This is a genomic window from Solirubrobacter phytolaccae (assembly GCF_027587195.1).
Taxonomy (GTDB): Bacteria; Actinomycetota; Thermoleophilia; order Solirubrobacterales; family Solirubrobacteraceae; genus Solirubrobacter; species Solirubrobacter phytolaccae.
The window spans coordinates 1-19,590 of sequence record NZ_JAPDDP010000111.1; the positions used below are offsets into that span (position 1 = coordinate 1).

Here is a 19,590-nt window from a genome sequence, read left to right on the forward strand (position 1 = left end):
CGGGCCGCCGCGCTGGCGGGCGCTGGCGGTGCGCGCGACGACGCGGCGCGCCAGGTCCGTCTCGCCGAGCGCGATCGCGAGCTCGGCCTGCAGCACGCGCGCCTCGACCGCCAGCGTGCGCCAGCCGTCGGCCTCCAGCGCGGCCGCGACCGTCTCGGCGCGCTCGAGCTGCGCGCGGGTGCGGTGCCCGGACGCGTGCGCGGCGCGGACGTGCGCGAGCTCGGCCAGCAGGCTCCAGCGCGGACGCTCCTGGCGCCGGAACGCGTCCCGCGCCCGGCGGGCCTGGGCCAGCGCGGTGGTCCGGTCCCCCTGACGCAGCGCGATCTCCGCGAGCTCGAGCCCGGCCTCGGCGCGGTAGGCGCTCATCCCGCCGCGGCGCAGGTCGGCGATCGTGCGCTCGGCGACGTCGCGGGCCTCGTCGAGCAGCGCGACGGACCGCAGCAGCGCGATCCGGTCCAGCGCGAGGACGGTGAGCGTCCCGCCCGCCGCGCCGATGTCCGTCTCGGCCCGGTCGTAGGCGGCGAACGCGGCCGGCGCGTGGCCCTCGATCGAAGCGAGCCAGCCGAGGTTCTGGACCATGTGCGCGGCGCCGAGGAGCTTGCCGTCCTCGCGCTCCAGCGTCTCCGAGCGCGTGAAGTCCGAGCGCGCCATCGCGAACGCGCCGCGCTCGGCGTGCAGGATTCCGCGGTTGCAGAGCACGCGCGCCTCCCACTCGCGGTCCTCGTGCCGGCGGAAGCCGACGAGCGCGCGCCGGTAGTGCTCGAGCGCCTCGGCGGGCTGGTCGAGCTTGTGCAGCACCATCCCGTGCTGCATGTCGATCCGGGCCAGGTCCAGGCCGTCCAGGTGCGGGCGGGCGAGATCCAGCTCACGCAGACCGTCGCGTCCCCGCCCGCACAGGGCGAGCGCCCACGCCAGGCTGTAGCGCGCCTGCGCCGCGCGTACGGGCAGGCCGGCGGTCTCGGCGAGGCGCACGGCCCCGCGCAGGATGCGGACGGCGCCGTCGGCGTCGCCGCGTTCGACGAGGACGAGCCCGCGGACGCGCTCGGCGACCGCCTCGGCCTCATGGTCCTTCAGGGTGCGTGCGAGACGGCGCGCCCGCGCCGCATCCCGGTCCGCCGCCTCGACGTCGTCCTGGACGAGCGCTAAGGCAGCTTCTGCAAGGGCGAGGGGGGTCAGGTCACCAGCCAGTCCGTGCGAATCGACATGACGTCGAACGCTACCGGGCCGCCCGCGGGGATCTCGACGACGAACCGTCCGCCGGCGTCGGCCTCCACCCGCAGCGGCGTGCCGGCCGGGCGGATGACGTGCACCGTCGCGGCCTGCGGCGGGAACAGCTGGCCGGTGATCGCGCACACGTCGTCACGAGTGTCGAGCTCCAGCTCGATCGCGAGCTCCTGGCTCTCGAAGCTGACCATCCGTGGTGTGGCGGCGGCGCGCAACGCCACCATCTGCTCCAGCGCGGAGTCCGCGACGAGCTCGGCCAGCTCCGCGTCCAGCGTCCGCCAGTCGAACGCCATGCGCGCGAGCTCCAACGACCCCTCTGAGACCTCAGGCAGCACGTCGCTGTCTCGCAAGAGGGCCATGAGTCGGTCGTCGGTGAAGTGATCCATAGTCGTTAAGAGTCCTCGGGCGCGCCCGTGATACCTGAAGCTTTCGGAAGCAGCTGCCGCAGCTTGCCCAGACACCGCGAGCGGGTGGGTCCGATCGCCCCGACCGGCATGTCCAGCGTCTCCGAGATCTCCGTATAGGGTCGCTCCAGCAGGAGCAGCCGCAACAGCGTTTGACAGCGTTCTGACAATTTCGCGAACGCCGTGGAAACGCTTTCATCGGGCACGGAGCGCAGTGCTTCGTCCTCCACGTCGACGTCGTCGGCGACGTGGTTGAAGTGCTCGCCCTCGACCGGTACTTCGCGCGCGCTGCGAGCCCGCACCCGGAGTGCTTCGTTGCGGCACGTAATAGCGAGCCAAGCCCCGACTGCGTCCGGATGTTCGATACGGTCGAGGTTCTGGGCGAGCTTGAGCCAGGTGACCTGCGTCACGTCGTCACGGTCGGCAGGGCGGACGCCGTTGGAGGCAGCGATCGACAGGACCATTCGCGCAAAACGGTCCACGAGCTCGTTCCAGGCCTCCCGGTCGCCGTCGCGTGCACGCTCGACGAGATCCCCGGTCTCACCCATGGTGCTTCCTCCACGGCATTGTCGACATGCACGCTATCGCGGCCCCGGTTAGCGTGCGGGGCTCAGTCAGGGAACAACTGAGGAGACGACTATGCAGCGGTACCGTGGGCCCGACGATCCGTCGCGGCTCGAGCCGGATCCCCCAGGCCCGGTGTATGAGCCGGACGTCTTGATCGTCGGCGACGCGTCGGTCGAGACGGTCGTCCAGGAGCTCGCGAAGATCGGCATCAAGGCGACGGTCGATCACAAGGCGCCGCCGCTCGGGCCCTTCAAGCTCCTCCACCTCACCGAGGAGGGCGACACCCAGGTCGAGGACCTCGTCGAAGCGGCGATGAAGGACCTGATCAAGCCGCAGGAGGCCGAGCGGCGACGCAGCCTGGACGACGACCCGCTGATCGTCCAGCCCAACTACATCCACGGCGCGCCGCAGATGCGCGGCGGCGTGTACGCGGTGCCCGACCCGGTCACGATGCCGGACCTCGACATCGTCCCGAGCCCGATCGGGGCGGACGTGAAGGTGCTCGTGATCGACACGGAGTACAACGCGTCGCCCAAGATCCCGGCGCCGGGACCGGTGTTCCCGCCGCCCGAGGATCCGCCGAGCTCGGGGAACCTGGCGCCGGCGGCCGGCCACTGCACGTTCGTGATCGGCCAGATCCTGCGCGTGGCGCCGGGCGCGGAGATCATGGCGCCGCGCGTGGCGCTCAACGGCAGCGGCATCGGGACCGACACGCAGCTGCTCACCCAGCTGCACCAGATCATGATCACGGGCGACGTTCCGCACCTGCTCAACCTCTCACTCGGCTACTACACGCTGTTCGACGATCCGCCGGCCGCAGTCAGCATCGCGCTGGAGACGCTCCAGAACGAGGGCACCGTGATCGTGGCCGCGGCCGGCAACGAGGACGACGACCGCCCGTGGTACCCGGCCGCGGATGTCGACCGCACCGTGTCGGTCGGCGCGGTCGTGCGCGTCAACAACGCGTGGGCCCGAGCGGCGTACAGCAACTACGGCGACTGGGTGGACTTCGTCGCGCGGGGCCTCAACGAGGGTCCGTACCTCGAGTGGACGCAGCAGCCGCAGCCGTACGGCGGCTGGGCGCGCTGGGGCGGCACGTCGTTCTCGACGCCGCTGGTCGTCGGGCAGCTGGCCGCGCTGATGAGCGGCTTGGCCATCAGCGCCACGGACGCCGTGACGACCCTGCAGTCGCTGTCGGCGGCGGCGCCGTCGCCCGACTTCCCGAACGCGAAGGTCGTCTCCCCGACGCTGCTCTGGGGGCAGAGCGACTAAGGATCACGGCCGCGCGGGGCGGCGGTCTCGTCGGCGAGCCGATAGGTTTGCGACGACATGGCCGCCGTCCCGCGTCAGTCGGCGCTCCGGGGCCGCTCCAGCGAGCGTCAGACGCTGGAGCGGTTGCTCGAGGGCGCGCGCGCCGGGCAGAGCGGCGCGCTGGTCCTGCGCGGGGAGGCGGGCGTGGGCAAGACGGCGCTGCTGCACCACGCGGTCGGCACGGCCGCGGGGTTCCGGGTGCTGCAGGTCGCCGGCGTGGAGTCGGAGATGGAGCTGCCGTTCGCGGGGCTGCACCAGCTGTGCGGGCCACTGCTGGACGAGCTCGACGCGCTCCCCGCGCCACAGCAGGAGGCGCTGCGGGTGTCGTTCGGGCTCGCGTCCGGCGCGCCGCGCGACCGCTTCCTGGTCGGCCTGGCGGCGCTCACGCTGCTCGCGCACGTCGCGGACACCGAGCCGCTGCTGTGCCTGGTCGACGACCTGCAGTGGCTCGACGAGGCCTCCGCGCAGGTGCTGGGCTTCGTCGCCCGCCGGCTGCTCGCCGAGCACGTGGCGATGGTGTTCAGCGTGCGTGAGCCCAGTGAGCCGCGGCGGCTCGCTGGGCTGCCGGAGCTGTGGCTGAGCGGACTCGGGGCGGAAGATGCGCGCGCGTTGCTGGCGACGGTGGTGCCGGGCCGGCTGGACGAGCACGTGCGCGAGCGGCTGATCGCCGAGACCCGCGGCAACCCGCTGGCCCTGCTCGAGCTTCCGCGGGGGATGAGCGCCGCGGAGCTGTCGGGCGGCTTCGGCCGGCCCGGTCCGGCGGTCGTCGAGGAGAGCTTCCAGCGCCGGCTCGACGCGCTGCCCGCCAGCACCCGGCGGCTCCTGCAGCTCGCGGCCGCGGACACGGTCGGCGAGCCGCTGCTCCTGTGGCGCGCCGCGGAACGGCTCGAGGTCGGGCCGGCGGCCGCGAGCGCGGCGGCGGACGCCGGCTTGCTGGAGATCGGCGCGCAGGTGCGGTTCCGCCACCCGTCGGTGCGCTCGGCGTCCTACCGCTCGGCCACGCCGGAGGAGCGCCGCGCGGCCCACGCCGCGCTGGCTGAGGCGACCGACGCCGAGCACGATCCCGACCGCCGCGCCTGGCATCGCGCGCAGGCGACGCCCGCGCCGGACGAGCACGTCGCCGAGGAGCTCGAGCACTCGGCCGGGCGTGCGCTGGCGCGGGGCGGGATCGCGGCCGCCGCGGCGTTCCTGGAGACCGCCGGGACGTTGACGCCCGAACCCTCGGCCCGTGCGCGGCGATTGATCGCGGCGGCGCGGGCGAAGCGCGACGCGGGCGCGCTCGACGCCGCCCTCGGCCTGCTCGTCGCGGTCGAGGCCGGGCCGGTGGACGCGCTCCAAGCCGCGGAGATCCTCCAGCTCCGTGGCGAGATCGCGTTTGACCGGCGCCGCGCGACCGAGGCCGCGGACCTGTTGATCCGCGCGGCGCGGCGACTGGATGCGCTCGATCCCACCCGCGCTCGCACCACGCACCTGAAGGCGCTCGGCGCGGCGATGTGGGCCGGGCCGGAGCCGCTCCGGGAAGCGGCGGCCTCCGCGTTGGCGGCGCCGGCCGCGGTGGGCGCGCCCGAGTCGGTGGAGGGTTTCGTCGAGGCGTTCGCGACGCGGGTGTGCGAGGGCTACGCGGCGGCCGCGCCCGCGCTGCGCCGCGCGCTCGACGCGGTGCTCGCGCTGGACGTCGGCGACGACGTCGGCCGCTGGCTGTGGCTCACCGGCTCCCGCTCCGGCGCGATCGCGGCGATGGAGCTCTGGGACGCCGACGGCTGGCACGCGCTCGTCACCCGCCACGTGCAGGTCGCGCGGGACATGGGCGCGCTCGTGCTCCTGCAGTTCGGGTTGGGGTCGCTCGTGCGCACCCGCGTGCTCAACGGCGACCTCGAGGGCGCCGCGCTGGCGATCGAGGAGTCACGCGGGATCGCCGAGGCCACGGGCACGGCGCCCGTGCTCTACACCGAGATGCTGCTCACGGCCTGGCGTGGCCAAGAAGCGCTCACTCTGAAGCTGATCGAGCGTGAGACGCGCGAGGCGCGCATCGTTGGCATGGGGCGGGTCGTGCAGTTCGCGGACTGCGAGGCGGCCGTGCTCTACAACGGCCTCGCGCGCTACGACGCGGCGCTCGCGGCCGCGTCGCGGGCCTACGAGCGCGGCGATCTGGCCTACACGCCGTTCGTCGTCGGCGAGCTCGCCGAGGCGGCCTCCCGGATGGGGGAGGAACGGCTGGTGCGCGCCGCCCTGGAGCGGCTGCACGAGCACACACCGCCGGCGCCGAGCGACTGGGCGCTGGGCATCGAGGCGCGCGTGCGGGCGCTGCTCGGCGGCGAGGACGTGGAGCACCGCTACCTGGAGTCGATCGAGCGGCTCGGACGCACCCGGCTCCGGCTCGAGCACGCCCGCTCCCGCCTGCTGTACGGCGAGTGGCTCCGCCGCGAAGGCCGGCGGGTGGACGCGCGCGAGCAGCTGCGCGTGGCACGCGAGGCGTTCCTGACCATGGGCGCCGACGGGTTCGCCGACCGCACGCGGCACGAGCTGCTCGCGACCGGCGAGAAGGTCCGGGCGCGCCGTGAGGACACGCGCGACGAGCTCACGCCCCAGGAGCAGCACATCGCCCGCCTCGCCCGCGACGGGCTCTCGAACCCGGAGATCGGCGCCGAGCTCTTCCTCTCCCCGCGCACGGTCGAGTGGCACCTCAAGAAGGTCTTCACCAAGCTCGGCATCAGCTCACGGCGGGCGCTGCGTGACGCGATGCCGCGGGAGCCGGTGGTGGCGTAGCGATGCTGGCGGCGTTCGACGACGCGTCGGTGTGGCTCAACTCGCCGCCGTTGCGGTCGGCGGAGCTGCGCGGGCGTGTGGTCGCCGTCGACTTCTGGACCTACTCGTGCGTGAACTGGCTGCGCACGCTGCCGTACGTGCGGGCGTGGCAGGAGCGCTACGCGGCGGCCGGGCTGGTCGTCGTCGGCGTGCACGCGCCCGAGTTCGGGTTCGAGCACGCGTCGGACAACGTGCGCGACGCGATCGCGACGCTGGACGCGCCCTATCCGGTCGTGATCGACAACGAGTTCGCGATCTGGCGCGCGTTCGGCAACCGCTACTGGCCGGCGCTCTACCTGCTCGACGGCGACGGCCGCGTGCGCTTCAGCCACTTCGGCGAGGAGGCCTACGAGGAGTCCGAGCGCGCGATCCAGACCCTGCTGGGAGTGGACGGCGAGCTCGTCCAGGTCCGCGCCGACGACGTGTCGCTCGCGGCCGACTGGGGCGCCCTGAAGTCCCCGGAGACCTACCTCGGCGGGACCCGCGGCGAACGCCGCGTGGACGCCGACGCGCTCGCGCTGAACCAGTGGCGCCTCGGCGGGGACTGGTCGGTGGGCGAGGAGTCGGCGACGCTGGCGTCGCCGGGCGGGTCGATCGCCTACCGCTTCGAGGCGCGCGACGTGAACCTCGTGCTCGCGGCTGACACTCCAGTGCCGTTCACCGTGCGTCTGGACGGCAAGCCACCGGACGACGCGGCGGGCGTCGACGTCGACGAGACCGGCGCCGGCGTGCTCTCCGCACCGCGCATGTACCAGCTCATCCGTCAGGCCGACGCCGCGTGGCAGCGCACGTTCGAGATCACGTTCGCCGGCCCGGGCGTGCACGCGTACGTGTTCACCTTCGGCTGACCGCTGGACGTCAGTGCTCGTGCTTGATCACGAAGTAGCTGCCGCGGATGGTTCCGGCCAGCTTGGACTTCTGGCGCGCGAACTTGAAGCTCGAGAGCTCCTCCGGGACGTCCATGCCGTCCGACAGCTTGAAGCCGACCGCGCGCTTGTCGGGGCCGTACATCACGTTGATCGACAGGCCGCTCTCGTAGAACACGTAGGCCATGCGGATGCCCTCGACCTCGAAGGCCGTGGCCTCCAGGGGCGGAGAGGCGATCACGAGGTCACGCTCGTCCTCGAGGATCCCATGGACCCACTCGACGGCCGCGGCAGCGTCGCTCGCGGGCTCGACGACGAACTCGTGGTCGTACTTGTTCTTGAAGTAGCGAGCCTCGTTGGCCCGCAGCCCGGCGAGGGCTTCAGCGTGCGGCGACGACTCGAGGCCGACGGTAGAGACGGTCTTGAAATCCACGGCGTAGGACATGACGACGAGGCTAAGCCCGGCTCACCGTTTGCGCTTCTCCATTTCTGCTCGTCTGCGCGGTGCCTAGGGACGCGCCCACGCGCCCAGCAGCGCGGCCAGCCCCACGAAGAACGCGATGAGTCCGAAGAAGACGGTGACGGAGTACCGCAACAGCCGGGACTCGAGGTCATGGCCCGTCCCGCGCCGCATCCAGATCGAGATGACCTCGCGGCCTCGTTTGGGCAGCACGCGCTCGACGGCGTCGGCCTCCGCGCGCTCGAAGGCGGCGAACAGGTCCGCGATGCGGCGGCAGTTGACGATGATGAGTACGCCGAACACCATGCCGCCGATGCCCAGCCACTGATAGTCGGTCAAGGCGAAGACGGAGGGCACGCGTCCCGTGTACCACGGGCGCGACGACTCGACACCTCAGGCCCGTGCCTGGCGGCTCTCCGTTGGGGCCGTTGAGCGGCGTCTCAGCCCCGGTGGCAGGCGGCCGTCCGTGGACATCCAGGAGCCCGCCAGGATGAGCAGCAGGCCGGCGATCGCGCCGGCGCCGAGGCGCTCGTCCAGGATGAGGACGCCGAGGATGACCGCCACGACGGGGTTCAGGTAGGTGATGACCAGCGCGCGTCCCGGGCCGACCTCGACGATCAGGAACTGGAAGACGACGAGCGCGAGCGCGGTGCAGACGAGCCCGAGGACGGCGAGCGAGAGGACCGCTTCGCTGGTCGGCGTCGTCGAGGGGGTCGTGAGCGCCGCGGGCACCGCCAACACTGCGGAGGCGATCAGCAGGCTGGCGCCCATCGCGGCGCGCGGGTCGACGTTCGCGAGCTGGCGCTTGAGGATCAGCGGCGCGGCCGCGTAGCCGCAGGAGGCGAGCAGGATCAACGCGGTGCCGAGGAGCTCGTCGCGGTTGCCGGCGACGTCGATGCCGACGAGGACCACGACGCCGGCGAACCCGATCAGCAGTCCGAGCAGGCGCAGGCCGGTGGCCCGCTCGGCCGCGTCGAAGCGGATTGCGAGCAGCGCGACGATCAGCGGCACGGACGCGATCAGGATCGCCGTCAAGGACGACGAGATGTACTGCTCACCGGCGGCGATGAGCGGGAACGGCAGCGTGATCTCGACGATCGCGTACGCCGCGACCCACTTCCAGCGCCCCTGCAGCTGAGCGAGGACGCCCGCTCGCCAGGCGAGCGCGAGCAGCACCGCGGCGCCGATCGCGACCCGGACGAAGGACAGGAACACGGGCGAGATGCCGTCGTCGACCACGACCTTGATGAACAGGTACGGGACGCCCCAGATGAGCGACATGGCGGCGAAGGCCGCCCAGCCCTTCGAGCTCATGCCCGAAGCCCGGTCGTCAGGCCGCCGGTGACGTGGAGAGCGATCATGAACCGTTCAGACGGGGACAGGATCGGAAATTCATCGGTCGCGCACGGTCCGGACACGCTTGGCGTCCCGCGCGGCGCGTAGCAGCGAGAGCTCGAACCACGAGGGCGAGGTTCGACGAGCGGCTCACGCCCCCCCATCCTGCCGTTCGAGTGAGGCGATGTCCATCCGGTGGGGCGGCCTTGATGGCCCGCCACCAGGGGAGTACGTTGCGAGACGCGAGGAAGAGCCGTTGTCTACGGGAGGAGTCACATGGCCAGCGCGACACCGTCCATGCGCAAGCTGCTGAACGATCCGGAGCACGTGGTCCGGGATTCGCTGGCCGGGCTCGCGGTCGCGCACGGCGACATCCTCAAGGTCGACCTGGCGGCGCAGATCGTCGTCCGCGCCGACGCTCCCCGGCAGGGCAAGGTCGCGCTCGTCTCGGGTGGCGGCGCGGGGCACGAGCCGATGCACGGCGGGTTCGTCGGCCTCGGGATGCTCGACGCGGCGTGCCCGGGCGCGGTGTTCACGTCGCCGGTGCCGGACCAGATGCTCGCCGCGACGACGGCCGTGGACGGCGGCGCCGGCGTGGTGCACATCGTCAAGAACTACACGGGCGACGTCATGAACTTCAAGCTCGCGGCCGAGGACGCCGCGGACGAGGGGATCGCGGTCGAGTCGGTGCTGATCGACGACGACGTCGCGGTGCAGGACTCGCTGTACACGGCGGGCCGGCGCGGCGTCGGGGCGACCGTGCTGGCGGAGAAGCTCGCGGGCGCGGCGGCCGAACGCGGTGACGACGTCGCCGCGGTGGCCACGATCGCCCGGCGCGTGAACAGCCGCGCGCGCTCGTTCGGGGTCGCGCTGTCGTCCTGCATCCCGCCCGGCTCCGGCACACCGATCTTCGACCTGCCCGCGGGGGAGATGGAGGTCGGCATCGGCATCCACGGCGAGCCGGGCCGGCGCCGCGAGCCGCTCGGGACCGCCCGCGAGATCGCCGCCGAGATGGTCGAGGCCGTGATCTCCGACCTCGCCCCGGCCGACGGCGCGGAGCTGCTCGTGTTCACGAACGCGATGGGCGGCACGCCGCTGCTCGAGCTCTACGTGCTGCACGGGGAGATCGAGCGCGAGCTGACCGAGCGCGGACTGCGGCCCGCGCGGCGGCTGGTCGGTCCGTTCATCACGTCGCTGGAGATGGCGGGCGCGTCGCTCACCGTGCTCGAGCTCGACGACGAGCTCACGGCGCTCTGGGACGCGCCCGTGAACACCGCCGCGCTGCGCTGGGGAGCCTGAGCTTGAGCGCCACCGTCTCCGTCAACGCCTGGATGGACGAGGCCGCCGCCGCGATCACCGCGGACGCCGACCGCCTGACGCAGCTCGACTCCGCGATCGGTGACGGCGACCACGGCCTCAACCTCACGCGCGGGTTCAAGGCGGTCGTCGAGGCGCTCGCGACCGGCAGCGACGGGCTCGCCCCGGGCCGCCGGCTCATCCTCGCCGGCAAGACGCTGGTGTCGACGGTCGGCGGCGCGAGCGGCCCGCTGTGGGGCACCGCGCTCCGTCGCGCGGGCCGGTCGGTGGGGGACGCCGAGGCGCTGGACGGCCCGGCGCTGGCGGACGCGCTCGACGCGGCACTCGCCGGCGTGATCGAGCTGGGCTCCGCCGAGGTGGGCGACAAGACGATGGTCGACGCGCTCACACCCGCGGTGGCCGCGCTGCGCGGCGCGGTCGAGGCGGGGCAGCCGCTCGCCGACGCGATCGCCGCGGCCGCCGAAGCCGCCGCCGAGGGCGCCCGCTCGACCATCCCGCTGCAGGCGCGCAAGGGCCGTGCGTCGTACCTGGGCGAGCGGTCGATCGGCCACGAGGACCCGGGCGCCGCGTCGACCGTGCTGTTGATCACGGCGCTCGGCCGCGCGCTGGAGGACTGATGCGCCGCGCAGGGGCGGGGCCGCGCGCTGGCACCCGACCGCGGGGCGCGTGATGGCCGAGCGGCGGCTGTCCGGTCTCGCCGCGGCTCCGGGCGTCGCGGGCGGCGCTGTGTGGCGCATAGGGGCGGTCGATTCCGGCGCGCACGCGGGCGATCCGGCGGCCGAGCTCGCGGACGCCCGTGCGCGGCTCGCGCGCGCCGGTGACGAGCTCACCGCGCTTGCCGACCGCCTGCGCGCCGACGGTGCGACCGAGCAGGCCGACATCGTCGAGACCGGCGTGCTGATGGCCGCCGACCCGGCGCTGGACGTGGCCGTCGAAGCCGCGGTCGCGCGTGGCCTCGCTGCGCCGCCGGCGATCCTCGAAGCCACCGATCAGCTCGCGGACACGCTCGCCGCGATCGACGATCCGGTCCTCGCTGCGCGTGCCGACGACGTCCGCTCGCTCGGTCGCCGGGCCGCGTCGGACCGGGCCACGCCGACCGGGTCCGGCCCGTTCATCCTGGTCGCGCAGGACCTCGGCCCGGCGGACGTGGCCGAGCTCGACGAGCGGGTCGCGGGCATCGCGCTCGCGGCCGGTGGACCGTCGGCGCACGCGGCGGTGATCGCGCGCGGGCTCGGGCTCCCGATGGTCGTGGGCGTCGGCGCGCCGCTGCTCGAGCTCGCCGACGGCACGTCGCTCGCGGTCGACGGCGATCGGGGAGACGCCGTCGTCGATCCCACCACGCCGCCGCCCGTCCGCCAGACGCGTGCGGTGGCGACCGGTCCCGCCGTCACCCGCGACGGCGTCCGCGTCCGCATCCTGGTCAACGCCGCCGGCCCGGCGGAGGTTCGCGCCGGGCTCGCGGCCGGCGCGGAGGGCGTCGGCCTGCTGCGGACCGAGCTCGCGTTCCTCGACGCTCCCGACTGGCCGGACGAGCCCGCGCACCGGCGGAGGCTCGAACCCGTACTGGAGCTGCTCGCCGGCCGCATCGCGACCGTGCGGGTCCTCGACTTCGGTGGCGATAAGACACCGCCGTTCCTCCAAGGCATCAGCGAGCGCGGGATCGCGCTGCTACTCGGCCAGCCCGAAGCACTCGCCGCCCAGCTGCGCGCGATCGGCACCGCCGACGGCATCCGCGTGCTGCTGCCGCTGGTCCGCGACGCCGCCGACGTCGAGGCCGTCCGCGCCCACACCACGGCGCCGCTCGGCGCGATGATCGAGACGGCGGCCGCGGCGGCCCGGGCGGACGAGATCGCCGCCGCGGCGGACTTCCTCTCGATCGGCACGAACGACCTCACCGCGGACGTGCTCGGCGTCGACCGCTTCGCGCCCGGCACCGTCGCCACCTACGACCCGCGGGTGCTCGCCCAGATCGCCCGCGTGGGGGAGGCCGCGAACGCCCGCGGGCGCGTGCTGGAGGTCTGCGGCGAGGCGGCGTCCGACCCGCGCATGGTCCCGCTGCTCGTCGGGCTCGGGGTCACCGAGCTGAGCGTCGGCGCGGCGCGCGTGGCCGAGACCCACGCGGCCGTGCGGGCGCTGGACTCCGGTGCGGCGTCGGAGCTCGCCCGTGCGGCCGTCGCCGCTCCCGACCTCGCCGCGGTCGAGCGACTACTCGGTGAGGCCGGCCACTAGGGCCGAGAGCTCGTCGACGGCCCGCGCGGCGTCTTCCCCCTCGGCCCGGAGCCGGAGCGAGGTGCCGCCCTTGGCGCCCAGCGAGAGCACCGACAGCAGGCTCTTGGCGTCGACCTCGCGCTCGCCCGCCGCGAGCTGGATGCGTGAGCTGAACGCCATCGCGGCGCGCACGAACTGGGCGGCCGGACGCGCGTGGAGGTCCACCTGCTCCGGGAGCACCACGGTGGCTTCAGAACTTGGGGACGACACGAGCCTCCTCCGCCGCGCGGACGACGTCATCGACGGACAGGCCGGCCGAGGCGGTCACTGCCGCGGCGATCGCGCCCTCCACGAGCGGCGCGTCGACCAGGCGGAAGTCGCCGCCTTCCCGGTCCTCCAGGACGCTGCGCACCGTGAGGATCGCGCTGCCGAGGTCGCCGAGCACGATCACGCCGTCGCCCTGGTCGGCGGCGTCGAGCGCGGCCTCGATCCGGTCGGCGTCGGTGCCGAGCCCGCCGTCGGCCGTTCCACCGACACCCTCGAGGGGAACCTCCGGCCCGGCCATCTGCCCGGCGAGCGCGACGGTGCCCGCGGCGATGTCGGAGCTGTGCGAAACGACGACGATCCCGACCACCTGCCCGAGTCTACGCGCCGCTCGAACCCGACCGCGCGGGGCCGGTCCAGGTCGGCCTCTGTTCTACGCTCACCTGAATGCCTGCCCGTCAAGACCTGCGCAACGTCGCCATCATCGCTCACGTCGACCACGGCAAGACGACCCTCGTCGACGCCCTGTTGCGCCAGTCGGGCACGTTCTCCGCTCACGAAGAAGTCACCGACCGCGTGATGGACTCCATGGACCAAGAGCGCGAGCGCGGGATCACCATCCTGGCCAAGAACGCGGCCATCCGCTACCAGGCGGAGGGGGTCGGCGAGGTCAAGATCAACCTCGTCGACACGCCTGGCCACGCCGACTTCGGTGGTGAGGTCGAGCGCGGCCTGACGATGGTCGACGGCGTGGTGCTGCTGGTCGACAGCTCCGAGGGGCCGCTGCCTCAGACGCGCTTCGTGCTGCGCAAGGCGCTGGAAGCGAGCCTGCCGGTGATCCTGGTCATCAACAAGGTCGACCGTCCGGATGCCCGCATCAGCGAGGTCGTCGACGAGGTCTACCAGCTGTTCATCGACCTCGATGCCAACGAGGACCAGATCGAGTTCCCGATCGTCTACACGAACGCCCGCGCTGGGCAGGCGTCCCTGGAGCAGGGGGTCGACGGCACCGACCTCAAGCCCCTGCTCGACCTGCTGGTGTCGGCCGTGCCCGCGCCGCAGTACACGGAAGGTCATGGCCTGCAGGCGCTGGTCACCAACCTCGACGCGTCCGCGTACGTCGGCCGGCTCGCGCTCTGTCGCGTGCACAACGGCACGATCAAGAAGGGGCAGACGGTGGCGTGGTGCCGTCACGAGTCGGGTGACGTCGAGCGGGTCCGCGTCGTCGAGCTGTACATCACCGAGGGCATGAACCGCGTCGCCGCGGCCGAAGCGGCGCCGGGCGACATCATCGCCCTCGCCGGCTTCCCGGAGATCACCATCGGCGACACGATCGCCGACGTCAACGACCCCAAGCCGCTGCCCCCGGTCAGCGTCGACGAGCCCGCGCTGGGCATGACGATCGGCATCAACACGAGCCCGCTGGCCGGCAAGAGCGGCAACAAGCTCACCGCCCGTCAGATCTCCGATCGGCTCCAGGCCGAGCTCGTCGGCAACGTCTCGATCCGCGTCCTGGAGACCGAGCGTCCCGACACCTGGGAAGTCCAGGGCCGCGGCGAGCTGCAGCTCGGCGTGCTCGTGGAGACCATGCGCCGCGAGGGCTTCGAGCTCACCGTCGGCAAGCCCAAGGTCGTCACCCAGGAGGTCAACGGCAAGGTCCACGAGCCGATCGAGCGCATGGCGATCGACGTGCCCGAGGACTACCTGGGCACGGTCACGCAGCTCATGGCCCTGCGCAAGGGCCGCATGGAGCAGATGATCAACCACGGGACCGGCTGGGTGCGCCTGGAGTACCTCGTGCCCGCCCGCGGCCTGATCGGCTTCCGCACGGAGTTCATGACCGAAACCCGCGGCTCCGGGATCATGCACTCGGTCTTCGAGCGCTACGAGCCGTGGCAGGGCGACATCAAGACCCGCGCCTCCGGCTCGCTCGTCGCCGACCGCTCGGGCAAGACCGCGTCCTTCGCGATCATGCGCATGCAGGAGCGCGGCGGCCTGTTCGTCGGCCCCGGCGAGGAGGTCTACGAGGGCATGATCGTCGGCTCCAACGCCCGCGCGGACGACCTCGACGTCAACGCCGTGCGCGAGAAGAAGCAGACGAACATCCGGTCGGCCAACGCCGATGACATGGTCAACATCGTCCCGGCGATGCGCCTGTCTTTGGACCAGGCCCTGGAGTTCATCCGCCCCGACGAATGCGTCGAGGTCACCCCCGAGAGCGTGCGCCTGCGCAAGGTCCTGCTCACCGCGAACGACCGCGTCAAGGCGAGCCGCAACGCCGCGAAGGCGGGCGACTGACCGACGGCGCCACGGCGCCACGTACGGCTTGGACTTCCTTTCCGAACAGCACCTCGACGACGGCGTTCTCGAGCGCGAGTTCACGCTCGGCGAGGTGCCCGGAATCCTGTGGACGCCTCCGTTCCACACCGGCACCACTGATCCTGATGGGTCACCCCGGCGGGCTACGCGCGATGCACCCGAGGCTTGTTGCGCGGGCCCGGCGATCCGCCGCGGATGGGTTCGCCGCGGCCACCATCGAGCTCCCCGGAGGCGGTGAGCGGCCCCGGTTGGTCGAGGCCGAGCAGGCGCGCGCCGACCTACAGCGGGCGTTGGCGGCGGGTGACCCGGTCGAGGCGATCGTCGATCGGCTGGTGCTTCCGCTGGTCGAGCGGGCGGTCCCAGAGTGGCAGGCGGTGCTTGACGCACTGCTGGCGTTGCCCGAGATCGGTGGCCCGGTCGGGTTCTCGGGCGGGGTGATCGCCGTCGGCATCCGGTTGGCAGTGGTGGAACCACGCATCGTGGCCGCGGGTCTGTTCGCCGGCAGCTTCGTTCCTCGCGTCATGTTCGACGAGGCCCGCCGGATCACGATCCCGCTGCACGTGCTGCTCCAGTGGGACGACAGAGGCAATGACCGGCAGCTGGCGCTGGACCTCTTTGACGCCTTCGGCTCACAGGAGAAGACGCTGCAGGCCAACCTGGGCGGGCACACCGGCGTCCCGCACTTCGCCGGCGAGGACGCCGCCAGGTTCTTCGTCCGCCACCTGAAGTGAGCTTGCGCGTCGACTCCGTTTGCTGAGCGAGTCCTTGGGTACTGAAGAGACGTCTCGGACGGGTCACCGTCCACTCTCTCGGCGTTGGAGGAACTCCATGCGGTTGACGCTGGTCGTCGGTCTCGCTCTCGCTCTGCTGCTCGTACCCGCTGCCGCGCAGGCGAGCGACAAGTCGTTGAAGTCCACCGTCAAGAAGGAGCTCACCACGCTCGAGAAGGCGGAGAAGCGCTTCGCCAAGGCGATGGACAAGCTGGAGTCCGACGGGGACGCCGAGCAGGGCAAGCAGGCGACGGAGAAGCTGATCACGGCGGTCGAGCGGTTCCACTCCAAGGTCGAGGCCGAGACGGCCGAGTCGAAGGGACTCAAGACGGCACGGACGAAGCTGCTCAAGGCCAGCGAGACCTACGAGAGCGGTCTCAACAAGCTCATCGAAGCGCTCGACGCGGACAGCAAGTCCAAGCTCAAGTCCGCGCTGAAGACGATCAACCGTGCGTACAAGCAGTTCTACTCCGCGGGCGAGAGCCTCGGCAAGGCCGGCGCGGACGTGTAGCGGCGCTATGGCGTTCAGCGAAACGTGATCTCCTCGCGTCCGACCAGGAGTCCCGGCCACGCGGGTGTGGCCAAGGGGCCCGGGCGGGCTCGTACGGTCCGGAAGCGGGCGGTCACCACGTAGGTCCCGTGCCAGCCGTCGCGGGCCCGGATGGTGGTCTTCACGAGTCCTCCCGCCGGGAGGTTGTGCTCGTACTCGCGCCCGACGCTGTTGCGCCCGCCCTTGCGCCGAATCTCGATCGTGTAGGCGCTGCGACCGTCGATCACGGCCTGGCGGGCGCGGAAGCGCACGCGGAACGTGCGGCCGTCCTCGAGCAGACGCAGCCGGAGCGGGGCGCGGACGTCGCCGACGGTCGGCTGGGGGATCGGCACGTAGCCGGCCTGCCTGGCGCACGCGCCCGTCGGAGCGCTCGTCGGGCGGACGCGGCACGTGCCCGCGGCGTACTGGACCTGCCGCATGACGGGGGAGACCGGCGTCAGCGCGATCCCGGCGGGGCCGGACGGAACGCGGGTGTCCAGGCGTGGGTCCTTGTGCCGGAACCCGACGACGGTCATCACCGGTTTGATGTGCTTCTGGACGACGAGGTAGCCACCGACGTCACCGAGCGCGCCTGCCGTCCGGTCTCGCCGATTCACGCGGTACGTGTAGCGGGAGGCGTTCGGTCCGAGGAGCCCGAAGTCGATCGTGCGGTGCGCGCGGCACCGAACCGACCGGCCGTCGATCTCGATGCTGCCGATTGCCACCGGGCACGGCGTCGGCGCTCCGCCGGCCATTGCGTCTCGTTGCACCGCGGCGAGCGCGTGGCCGCCACCGTCCTGGAGGTAGCAGCCCGCGAGCGCGTTGTCGGTCACCCCGACCCGCAGTTCGTGGAACACCCGACCGCGCGTGATCTGCCCGAGCTTGCCCTTGTAGACGCGACCGACCTGCACGCACGCGAACTTGCGGTCGGTCTCCCAGTAGCGCATGCCCCACGGCGGGCCGCCCGCCGGGTCGGGAACGGTCGTGGTCAACAGCTTCACGGTGCCGGGCAGCGGAGCGCCCTCGGCCACGCCAGCCACCGGCGGGCCGAACGCGTAGGGCACCGGCTCGCCGGGCGAGAGCAACGAGGTCGCCGCCCACGCGCCGGCGCCCACGCCGAACGCCGCCACCACGCCGAACAACCCGAGTGTCCAGCCCCGTCGGCGCGCCTTCGCCGGCGTCGGGGCGATCTGGCGCTCGGCCGCCGCCTCAAGCGCTTCCCCGAGCCGCTCGAACGGCGTCTGGTACGGCATCACCGACTCTCCCCCAATCGTGCTCTCAACGTCCTTAGGCCTCGACTCACGCGCTTGCGCACGACGCTCTCAGAGCACGCGAGTCGCTCCGCGATCTCCGCGTAGGACTCACCTGCGACGTGACGCGCGAGCACCGCTGCCCGCTGCTCGTCCGGGAGCGCCTCCGCCGCTTCGACGGCCGGCGTGTCCTCGAGCAGCTCGAGCGTCTCTACGTCGCGCGCGTCGAGCGTCAGCGGCTGCATCGCCAGTGCCTGCCGCGCGCGGTCTTGCACCTGGCCGCGGCGCAGCGCCTCCGAGAGCACGTGGCGCGCGATCCCGAACAGCCACGCCCGCGCCGGACCAGGCCCCGGCTCGTACCGCGGCACCGACCGAAGCGCGGCCGCGAACGTCTCCGCCGTGAGGTCGAACGCCGTCTCGACATCCCGCACCCGCCGTCGGAAGAAGCTCTGCACAGCATGGACGTGCCGTCGATAGAACTCGCCGAACGCGCGCGGCGTGGTCCGCGCCTGCGCCAGCAGCTCCTCGTCGGTCGCCCGTTCGATGTCCACGCTGCATTGAATGACGAACGGCGCCGAGTTGTGACCGCTCGGCCTAGCATCGCTGACATGAGGCACCTCGACGAGTTCCGGAAGCTCTGGGCCGAGCTCGTCCCGGAGGACGGGCAGGCCGAGACGCGGCAGGGCGAGATGATCCGGGCCGTCGAGAAGCTGCGAACCGAGTCGCTCCGCAACGGCTACGCGAACTGGGACGATGACTTCGAGCATTTCGTCCGCTACCTGCGTGAGCACCTCACGGCGGGGGACGCGTTCTCAGACCAGCAGAAGCGCGAGATCAACCGCGACATCGACGCGATCGCTCAATCGGACAGCCCGCCGCTGGAGGATGAGCCGTTCGATCGCGTGCAGGACTGGGTGATCGAGTGGACGCGCGCGAACCCGGATCCGATCCCACACGAGAAGCTCACCGACCTGGAACGCTGAGGCGCGACGCGTCAACCCGTAGTCGACGCCTGGGGCGCTGAAGTGCCGTGAACGGCCTTCGCAGACGAAGAAACGCGGAGCGATTTCGGTCATCGCACTGTTGATCGTGGTCATCGCGATTGCGATTTTCGTGACCGCCGTCGCGTGGATGGTTGTCCCCGGACTGGTGGTCACGCTGGCCATTCACTTGGCCTCCCCTGTCGACGACGATCCAACCGTTCCGAACAACCCGTTGAAGTTCTGGCTGTTTGTGTTGGGGGCGTGCTCTGGCCTAGTGCTGATAGTTCTGGGCGCGAGCTCGACGGCTAGTTACGCGATCATCGGAGCCGTTCTGCTCTCCATCTTGTGATGACCGAGCGACGCGGACGAAATGGCGCTTTCGACGATCTTGCCACTTCGTCAGCTGGTGCTCCGCGTTGTGTCAAAAGGGGCAGCGAGGCGCCGAAGCATGTGGCTCGCCGAGCAGCAACACTCCGAGTGTCTAGGAGAGCGACTGGCGGAGGAGAATCGATGTGAGCCGGTACTTGGCGCTACTGATTGGAGCGGCTGAGCCGCAACAGAAAGCGAATGTGCCCGAGGACGTCTCGGAGCGTTTCCTGCAGGCGTGGGGTGTGTGGCATGCCAACCACGCCGACGTGATCGTCGAGCCCGGCGGTCCACTCGGCGAACCTGCGCGTGTCGCGCGATCGATCCGAGGCCGCCGGTAACCGGCTGGTCGCGTGGATGATCGTGGAAGCCGAGTCTGTCGATGATGCCGCGGGAATCTTCGCGGATCATCCGCACGTTTCGCTGATGCCGGGCAACGCGGTCGACGTGATGGAACTCCTGGCGGTGCCAGCCGAGTGAACGTTGCCCGGCTGGTCTTTGGACGAGAAGCAGAAGTAGCCCTTCTCGGCGGTTCAGCGACTTCGCGCGGCGCGGCACCAGCGCTCCTTCACCGCATCACGGCGAGAGTCGAGTCAAGTCACAGCACGCACG

The 19,590-nt window shown here is 71.9% G+C and carries 22 protein-coding genes and 1 pseudogene; 13 read left to right on the forward strand and 10 right to left on the reverse strand.

Annotated elements, in window-relative coordinates; genetic code table 11:
• Positions 1-813, reverse strand: an 813-nt coding sequence (locus OJ997_RS34020; RefSeq protein ID WP_270029887.1) for a tetratricopeptide repeat protein, incomplete at its 3' end; no start/stop codon positions are given.
• Here OJ997_RS34020 and OJ997_RS34025 point away from each other — a divergent pair.
• Complete coding sequence (locus tag OJ997_RS34025) at positions 805-1,146, forward strand: hypothetical protein (protein ID WP_270029888.1); 342 nt, start codon at positions 805-807, stop codon at positions 1,144-1,146. The genes OJ997_RS34020 and OJ997_RS34025 overlap by 9 nt on opposite strands.
• Before the next feature lie 26 nt (positions 1,147-1,172).
• On the opposite strand, the gene OJ997_RS34030 is transcribed toward OJ997_RS34025, so the two are convergent.
• Complete coding sequence (locus OJ997_RS34030; protein WP_270029889.1) at positions 1,173-1,583, reverse strand: hypothetical protein; 411 nt, start codon at positions 1,581-1,583, stop codon at positions 1,173-1,175.
• Between the two features lie 32 nt (positions 1,584-1,615).
• Positions 1,616-2,176, reverse strand: coding sequence for an RNA polymerase sigma factor (locus OJ997_RS34035; RefSeq protein ID WP_270029890.1), 561 nt, complete (start codon positions 2,174-2,176; stop codon positions 1,616-1,618).
• Positions 2,177-2,267: 91 nt separating this feature from the next.
• Here OJ997_RS34035 and OJ997_RS34040 point away from each other — a divergent pair, with 91 nt between their 5' ends.
• From OJ997_RS34040 to OJ997_RS34050, 3 genes are read left to right on the forward strand one after another with little or no spacing between them, the layout of a single operon-like run.
• A complete protein-coding gene (locus tag OJ997_RS34040; RefSeq protein WP_270029891.1) occupies positions 2,268-3,467 on the forward strand; it encodes a S8 family peptidase in 1,200 nt (399 codons plus the stop codon).
• A gap of 57 nt (positions 3,468-3,524) precedes the next feature.
• A complete protein-coding gene (locus OJ997_RS34045; RefSeq protein ID WP_270029892.1) occupies positions 3,525-6,272 on the forward strand; it encodes a helix-turn-helix transcriptional regulator in 2,748 nt (915 codons plus the stop codon).
• A gap of 2 nt (positions 6,273-6,274) precedes the next feature.
• Positions 6,275-7,159 carry a redoxin family protein gene (locus tag OJ997_RS34050; RefSeq protein ID WP_270029893.1) on the forward strand — a complete coding sequence of 295 codons (885 nt, stop codon included), beginning with the start codon at positions 6,275-6,277 and terminating at the stop codon, positions 7,157-7,159.
• Between the two features lie 10 nt (positions 7,160-7,169).
• On the opposite strand, the gene OJ997_RS34055 is transcribed toward OJ997_RS34050, so the two are convergent.
• The 3 genes from OJ997_RS34055 to OJ997_RS34065 all read right to left on the reverse strand — a co-directional run bounded on the left by OJ997_RS34055 (position 7,170) and on the right by OJ997_RS34065 (position 8,951).
• Positions 7,170-7,622, reverse strand: a complete 453-nt coding sequence (locus tag OJ997_RS34055; protein ID WP_270029894.1) for a DUF8821 family protein — start codon at positions 7,620-7,622, stop codon at positions 7,170-7,172.
• Positions 7,623-7,685: 63 nt separating this feature from the next.
• A complete protein-coding gene (locus OJ997_RS34060; protein WP_270029895.1) occupies positions 7,686-7,994 on the reverse strand; it encodes a hypothetical protein in 309 nt (102 codons plus the stop codon).
• Between the two features lie 36 nt (positions 7,995-8,030).
• Positions 8,031-8,951 carry a DMT family transporter gene (locus OJ997_RS34065; protein ID WP_270029896.1) on the reverse strand — a complete coding sequence of 307 codons (921 nt, stop codon included), beginning with the start codon at positions 8,949-8,951 and terminating at the stop codon, positions 8,031-8,033.
• A gap of 318 nt (positions 8,952-9,269) precedes the next feature.
• Here OJ997_RS34065 and dhaK point away from each other — a divergent pair, with 318 nt between their 5' ends.
• The 3 genes from dhaK to OJ997_RS34080 are packed head-to-tail and all read left to right on the forward strand — an operon-like array spanning position 9,270 to position 12,518.
• Positions 9,270-10,271: a dihydroxyacetone kinase subunit DhaK gene (dhaK, locus tag OJ997_RS34070; RefSeq protein WP_372517967.1), complete on the forward strand. Its 1,002-nt coding sequence runs from the start codon at positions 9,270-9,272 to the stop codon at positions 10,269-10,271.
• A 2-nt stretch (positions 10,272-10,273) separates the two neighbouring features.
• Positions 10,274-10,906 carry a dihydroxyacetone kinase subunit DhaL gene (dhaL, locus tag OJ997_RS34075; RefSeq protein ID WP_270029898.1) on the forward strand — a complete coding sequence of 211 codons (633 nt, stop codon included), beginning with the start codon at positions 10,274-10,276 and terminating at the stop codon, positions 10,904-10,906.
• A 52-nt stretch (positions 10,907-10,958) separates the two neighbouring features.
• Positions 10,959-12,518 (forward strand): putative PEP-binding protein, encoded by a 1,560-nt coding sequence (locus OJ997_RS34080; RefSeq protein WP_270029899.1) that lies wholly within the window; start codon positions 10,959-10,961, stop codon positions 12,516-12,518.
• Here OJ997_RS34080 and OJ997_RS34085 read toward each other — a convergent pair.
• Together OJ997_RS34085 and dhaM are read right to left on the reverse strand one after the other, a co-directional pair.
• Entirely contained in the window at positions 12,495-12,737 is a 243-nt protein-coding gene (locus OJ997_RS34085; protein WP_270029900.1) for an HPr family phosphocarrier protein, read from the reverse strand. The genes OJ997_RS34080 and OJ997_RS34085 overlap by 24 nt on opposite strands.
• A 10-nt stretch (positions 12,738-12,747) precedes the next feature.
• Positions 12,748-13,131 (reverse strand): dihydroxyacetone kinase phosphoryl donor subunit DhaM, encoded by a 384-nt coding sequence (gene dhaM, locus OJ997_RS34090; protein WP_270029901.1) that lies wholly within the window; start codon positions 13,129-13,131, stop codon positions 12,748-12,750.
• Between the two features lie 77 nt (positions 13,132-13,208).
• Between dhaM and typA the strand changes: the two genes are divergently transcribed.
• The 3 genes and pseudogenes from typA (at position 13,209) to OJ997_RS34105 (ending at position 16,361) form a co-directional block, all read left to right on the forward strand.
• The gene (typA, locus tag OJ997_RS34095) at positions 13,209-15,059 is read left to right on the forward strand and encodes a translational GTPase TypA (RefSeq protein ID WP_270029902.1); all 1,851 of its coding nucleotides are present in this window, start codon (positions 13,209-13,211) and stop codon (positions 15,057-15,059) included.
• Positions 15,060-15,087: 28 nt separating this feature from the next.
• Positions 15,088-15,811, forward strand: a pseudogene (locus OJ997_RS34100) (dienelactone hydrolase family protein).
• A gap of 97 nt (positions 15,812-15,908) precedes the next feature.
• Positions 15,909-16,361, forward strand: a complete 453-nt coding sequence (locus tag OJ997_RS34105; RefSeq protein ID WP_270029904.1) for a hypothetical protein — start codon at positions 15,909-15,911, stop codon at positions 16,359-16,361.
• Positions 16,362-16,375: 14 nt separating this feature from the next.
• On the opposite strand, the gene OJ997_RS34110 is transcribed toward OJ997_RS34105, so the two are convergent.
• Positions 16,376-17,632, reverse strand: a complete 1,257-nt coding sequence (locus OJ997_RS34110; RefSeq protein WP_270029905.1) for a hypothetical protein — start codon at positions 17,630-17,632, stop codon at positions 16,376-16,378.
• Positions 17,632-18,180, reverse strand: a complete 549-nt coding sequence (locus OJ997_RS34115; RefSeq protein WP_270029906.1) for an RNA polymerase sigma factor — start codon at positions 18,178-18,180, stop codon at positions 17,632-17,634. Before OJ997_RS34115 ends, OJ997_RS34110 begins: the two co-directional genes overlap by 1 nt.
• Before the next feature lie 57 nt (positions 18,181-18,237).
• Between OJ997_RS34115 and OJ997_RS34120 the strand changes: the two genes are divergently transcribed.
• The 3 genes from OJ997_RS34120 to OJ997_RS34130 all read left to right on the forward strand — a co-directional run bounded on the left by OJ997_RS34120 (position 18,238) and on the right by OJ997_RS34130 (position 19,458).
• Entirely contained in the window at positions 18,238-18,612 is a 375-nt protein-coding gene (locus OJ997_RS34120) for a hypothetical protein (protein WP_270029907.1), read from the forward strand.
• Between the two features lie 100 nt (positions 18,613-18,712).
• Complete coding sequence (locus tag OJ997_RS34125; protein ID WP_270029908.1) at positions 18,713-18,961, forward strand: hypothetical protein; 249 nt, start codon at positions 18,713-18,715, stop codon at positions 18,959-18,961.
• A 326-nt stretch (positions 18,962-19,287) separates the two neighbouring features.
• On the forward strand, positions 19,288-19,458 hold the full coding sequence (locus OJ997_RS34130; RefSeq protein ID WP_270029909.1) for a hypothetical protein: 171 nt from the start codon (positions 19,288-19,290) through the stop codon (positions 19,456-19,458).
• Positions 19,459-19,590 lie beyond the last annotated feature (132 nt).

Excerpts from the sequence above, each read along its gene's own strand:
- OJ997_RS34035 (WP_270029890.1), bottom strand. The coding sequence starts at position 2,176 with ATGGGTGAGACCGGGGATCTCGTCGAGCGTGCACGCGACGGCGACCGG.
- OJ997_RS34040 (WP_270029891.1), top strand. The coding sequence starts at position 2,268 with ATGCAGCGGTACCGTGGGCCCGACGATCCGTCGCGGCTCGAGCCGGAT.
- dhaK (WP_372517967.1), top strand. The coding sequence starts at position 9,270 with ATGCGCAAGCTGCTGAACGATCCGGAGCACGTGGTCCGGGATTCGCTG.
- OJ997_RS34080 (WP_270029899.1), top strand. The coding sequence starts at position 10,959 with ATGGCCGAGCGGCGGCTGTCCGGTCTCGCCGCGGCTCCGGGCGTCGCG.
- typA (WP_270029902.1), top strand. The coding sequence starts at position 13,209 with ATGCCTGCCCGTCAAGACCTGCGCAACGTCGCCATCATCGCTCACGTC.
- OJ997_RS34055 (WP_270029894.1), bottom strand. The coding sequence starts at position 7,622 with ATGTCCTACGCCGTGGATTTCAAGACCGTCTCTACCGTCGGCCTCGAG.
- OJ997_RS34105 (WP_270029904.1), top strand. The coding sequence starts at position 15,909 with ATGCGGTTGACGCTGGTCGTCGGTCTCGCTCTCGCTCTGCTGCTCGTA.
- OJ997_RS34120 (WP_270029907.1), top strand. The coding sequence starts at position 18,238 with ATGAGGCACCTCGACGAGTTCCGGAAGCTCTGGGCCGAGCTCGTCCCG.
- OJ997_RS34030 (WP_270029889.1), bottom strand. The coding sequence starts at position 1,583 with ATGGCCCTCTTGCGAGACAGCGACGTGCTGCCTGAGGTCTCAGAGGGG.
- OJ997_RS34050 (WP_270029893.1), top strand. The coding sequence starts at position 6,275 with ATGCTGGCGGCGTTCGACGACGCGTCGGTGTGGCTCAACTCGCCGCCG.
- OJ997_RS34065 (WP_270029896.1), bottom strand. The coding sequence starts at position 8,951 with ATGAGCTCGAAGGGCTGGGCGGCCTTCGCCGCCATGTCGCTCATCTGG.
- OJ997_RS34110 (WP_270029905.1), bottom strand. The coding sequence starts at position 17,632 with ATGCCGTACCAGACGCCGTTCGAGCGGCTCGGGGAAGCGCTTGAGGCG.
- OJ997_RS34045 (WP_270029892.1), top strand. The coding sequence starts at position 3,525 with ATGGCCGCCGTCCCGCGTCAGTCGGCGCTCCGGGGCCGCTCCAGCGAG.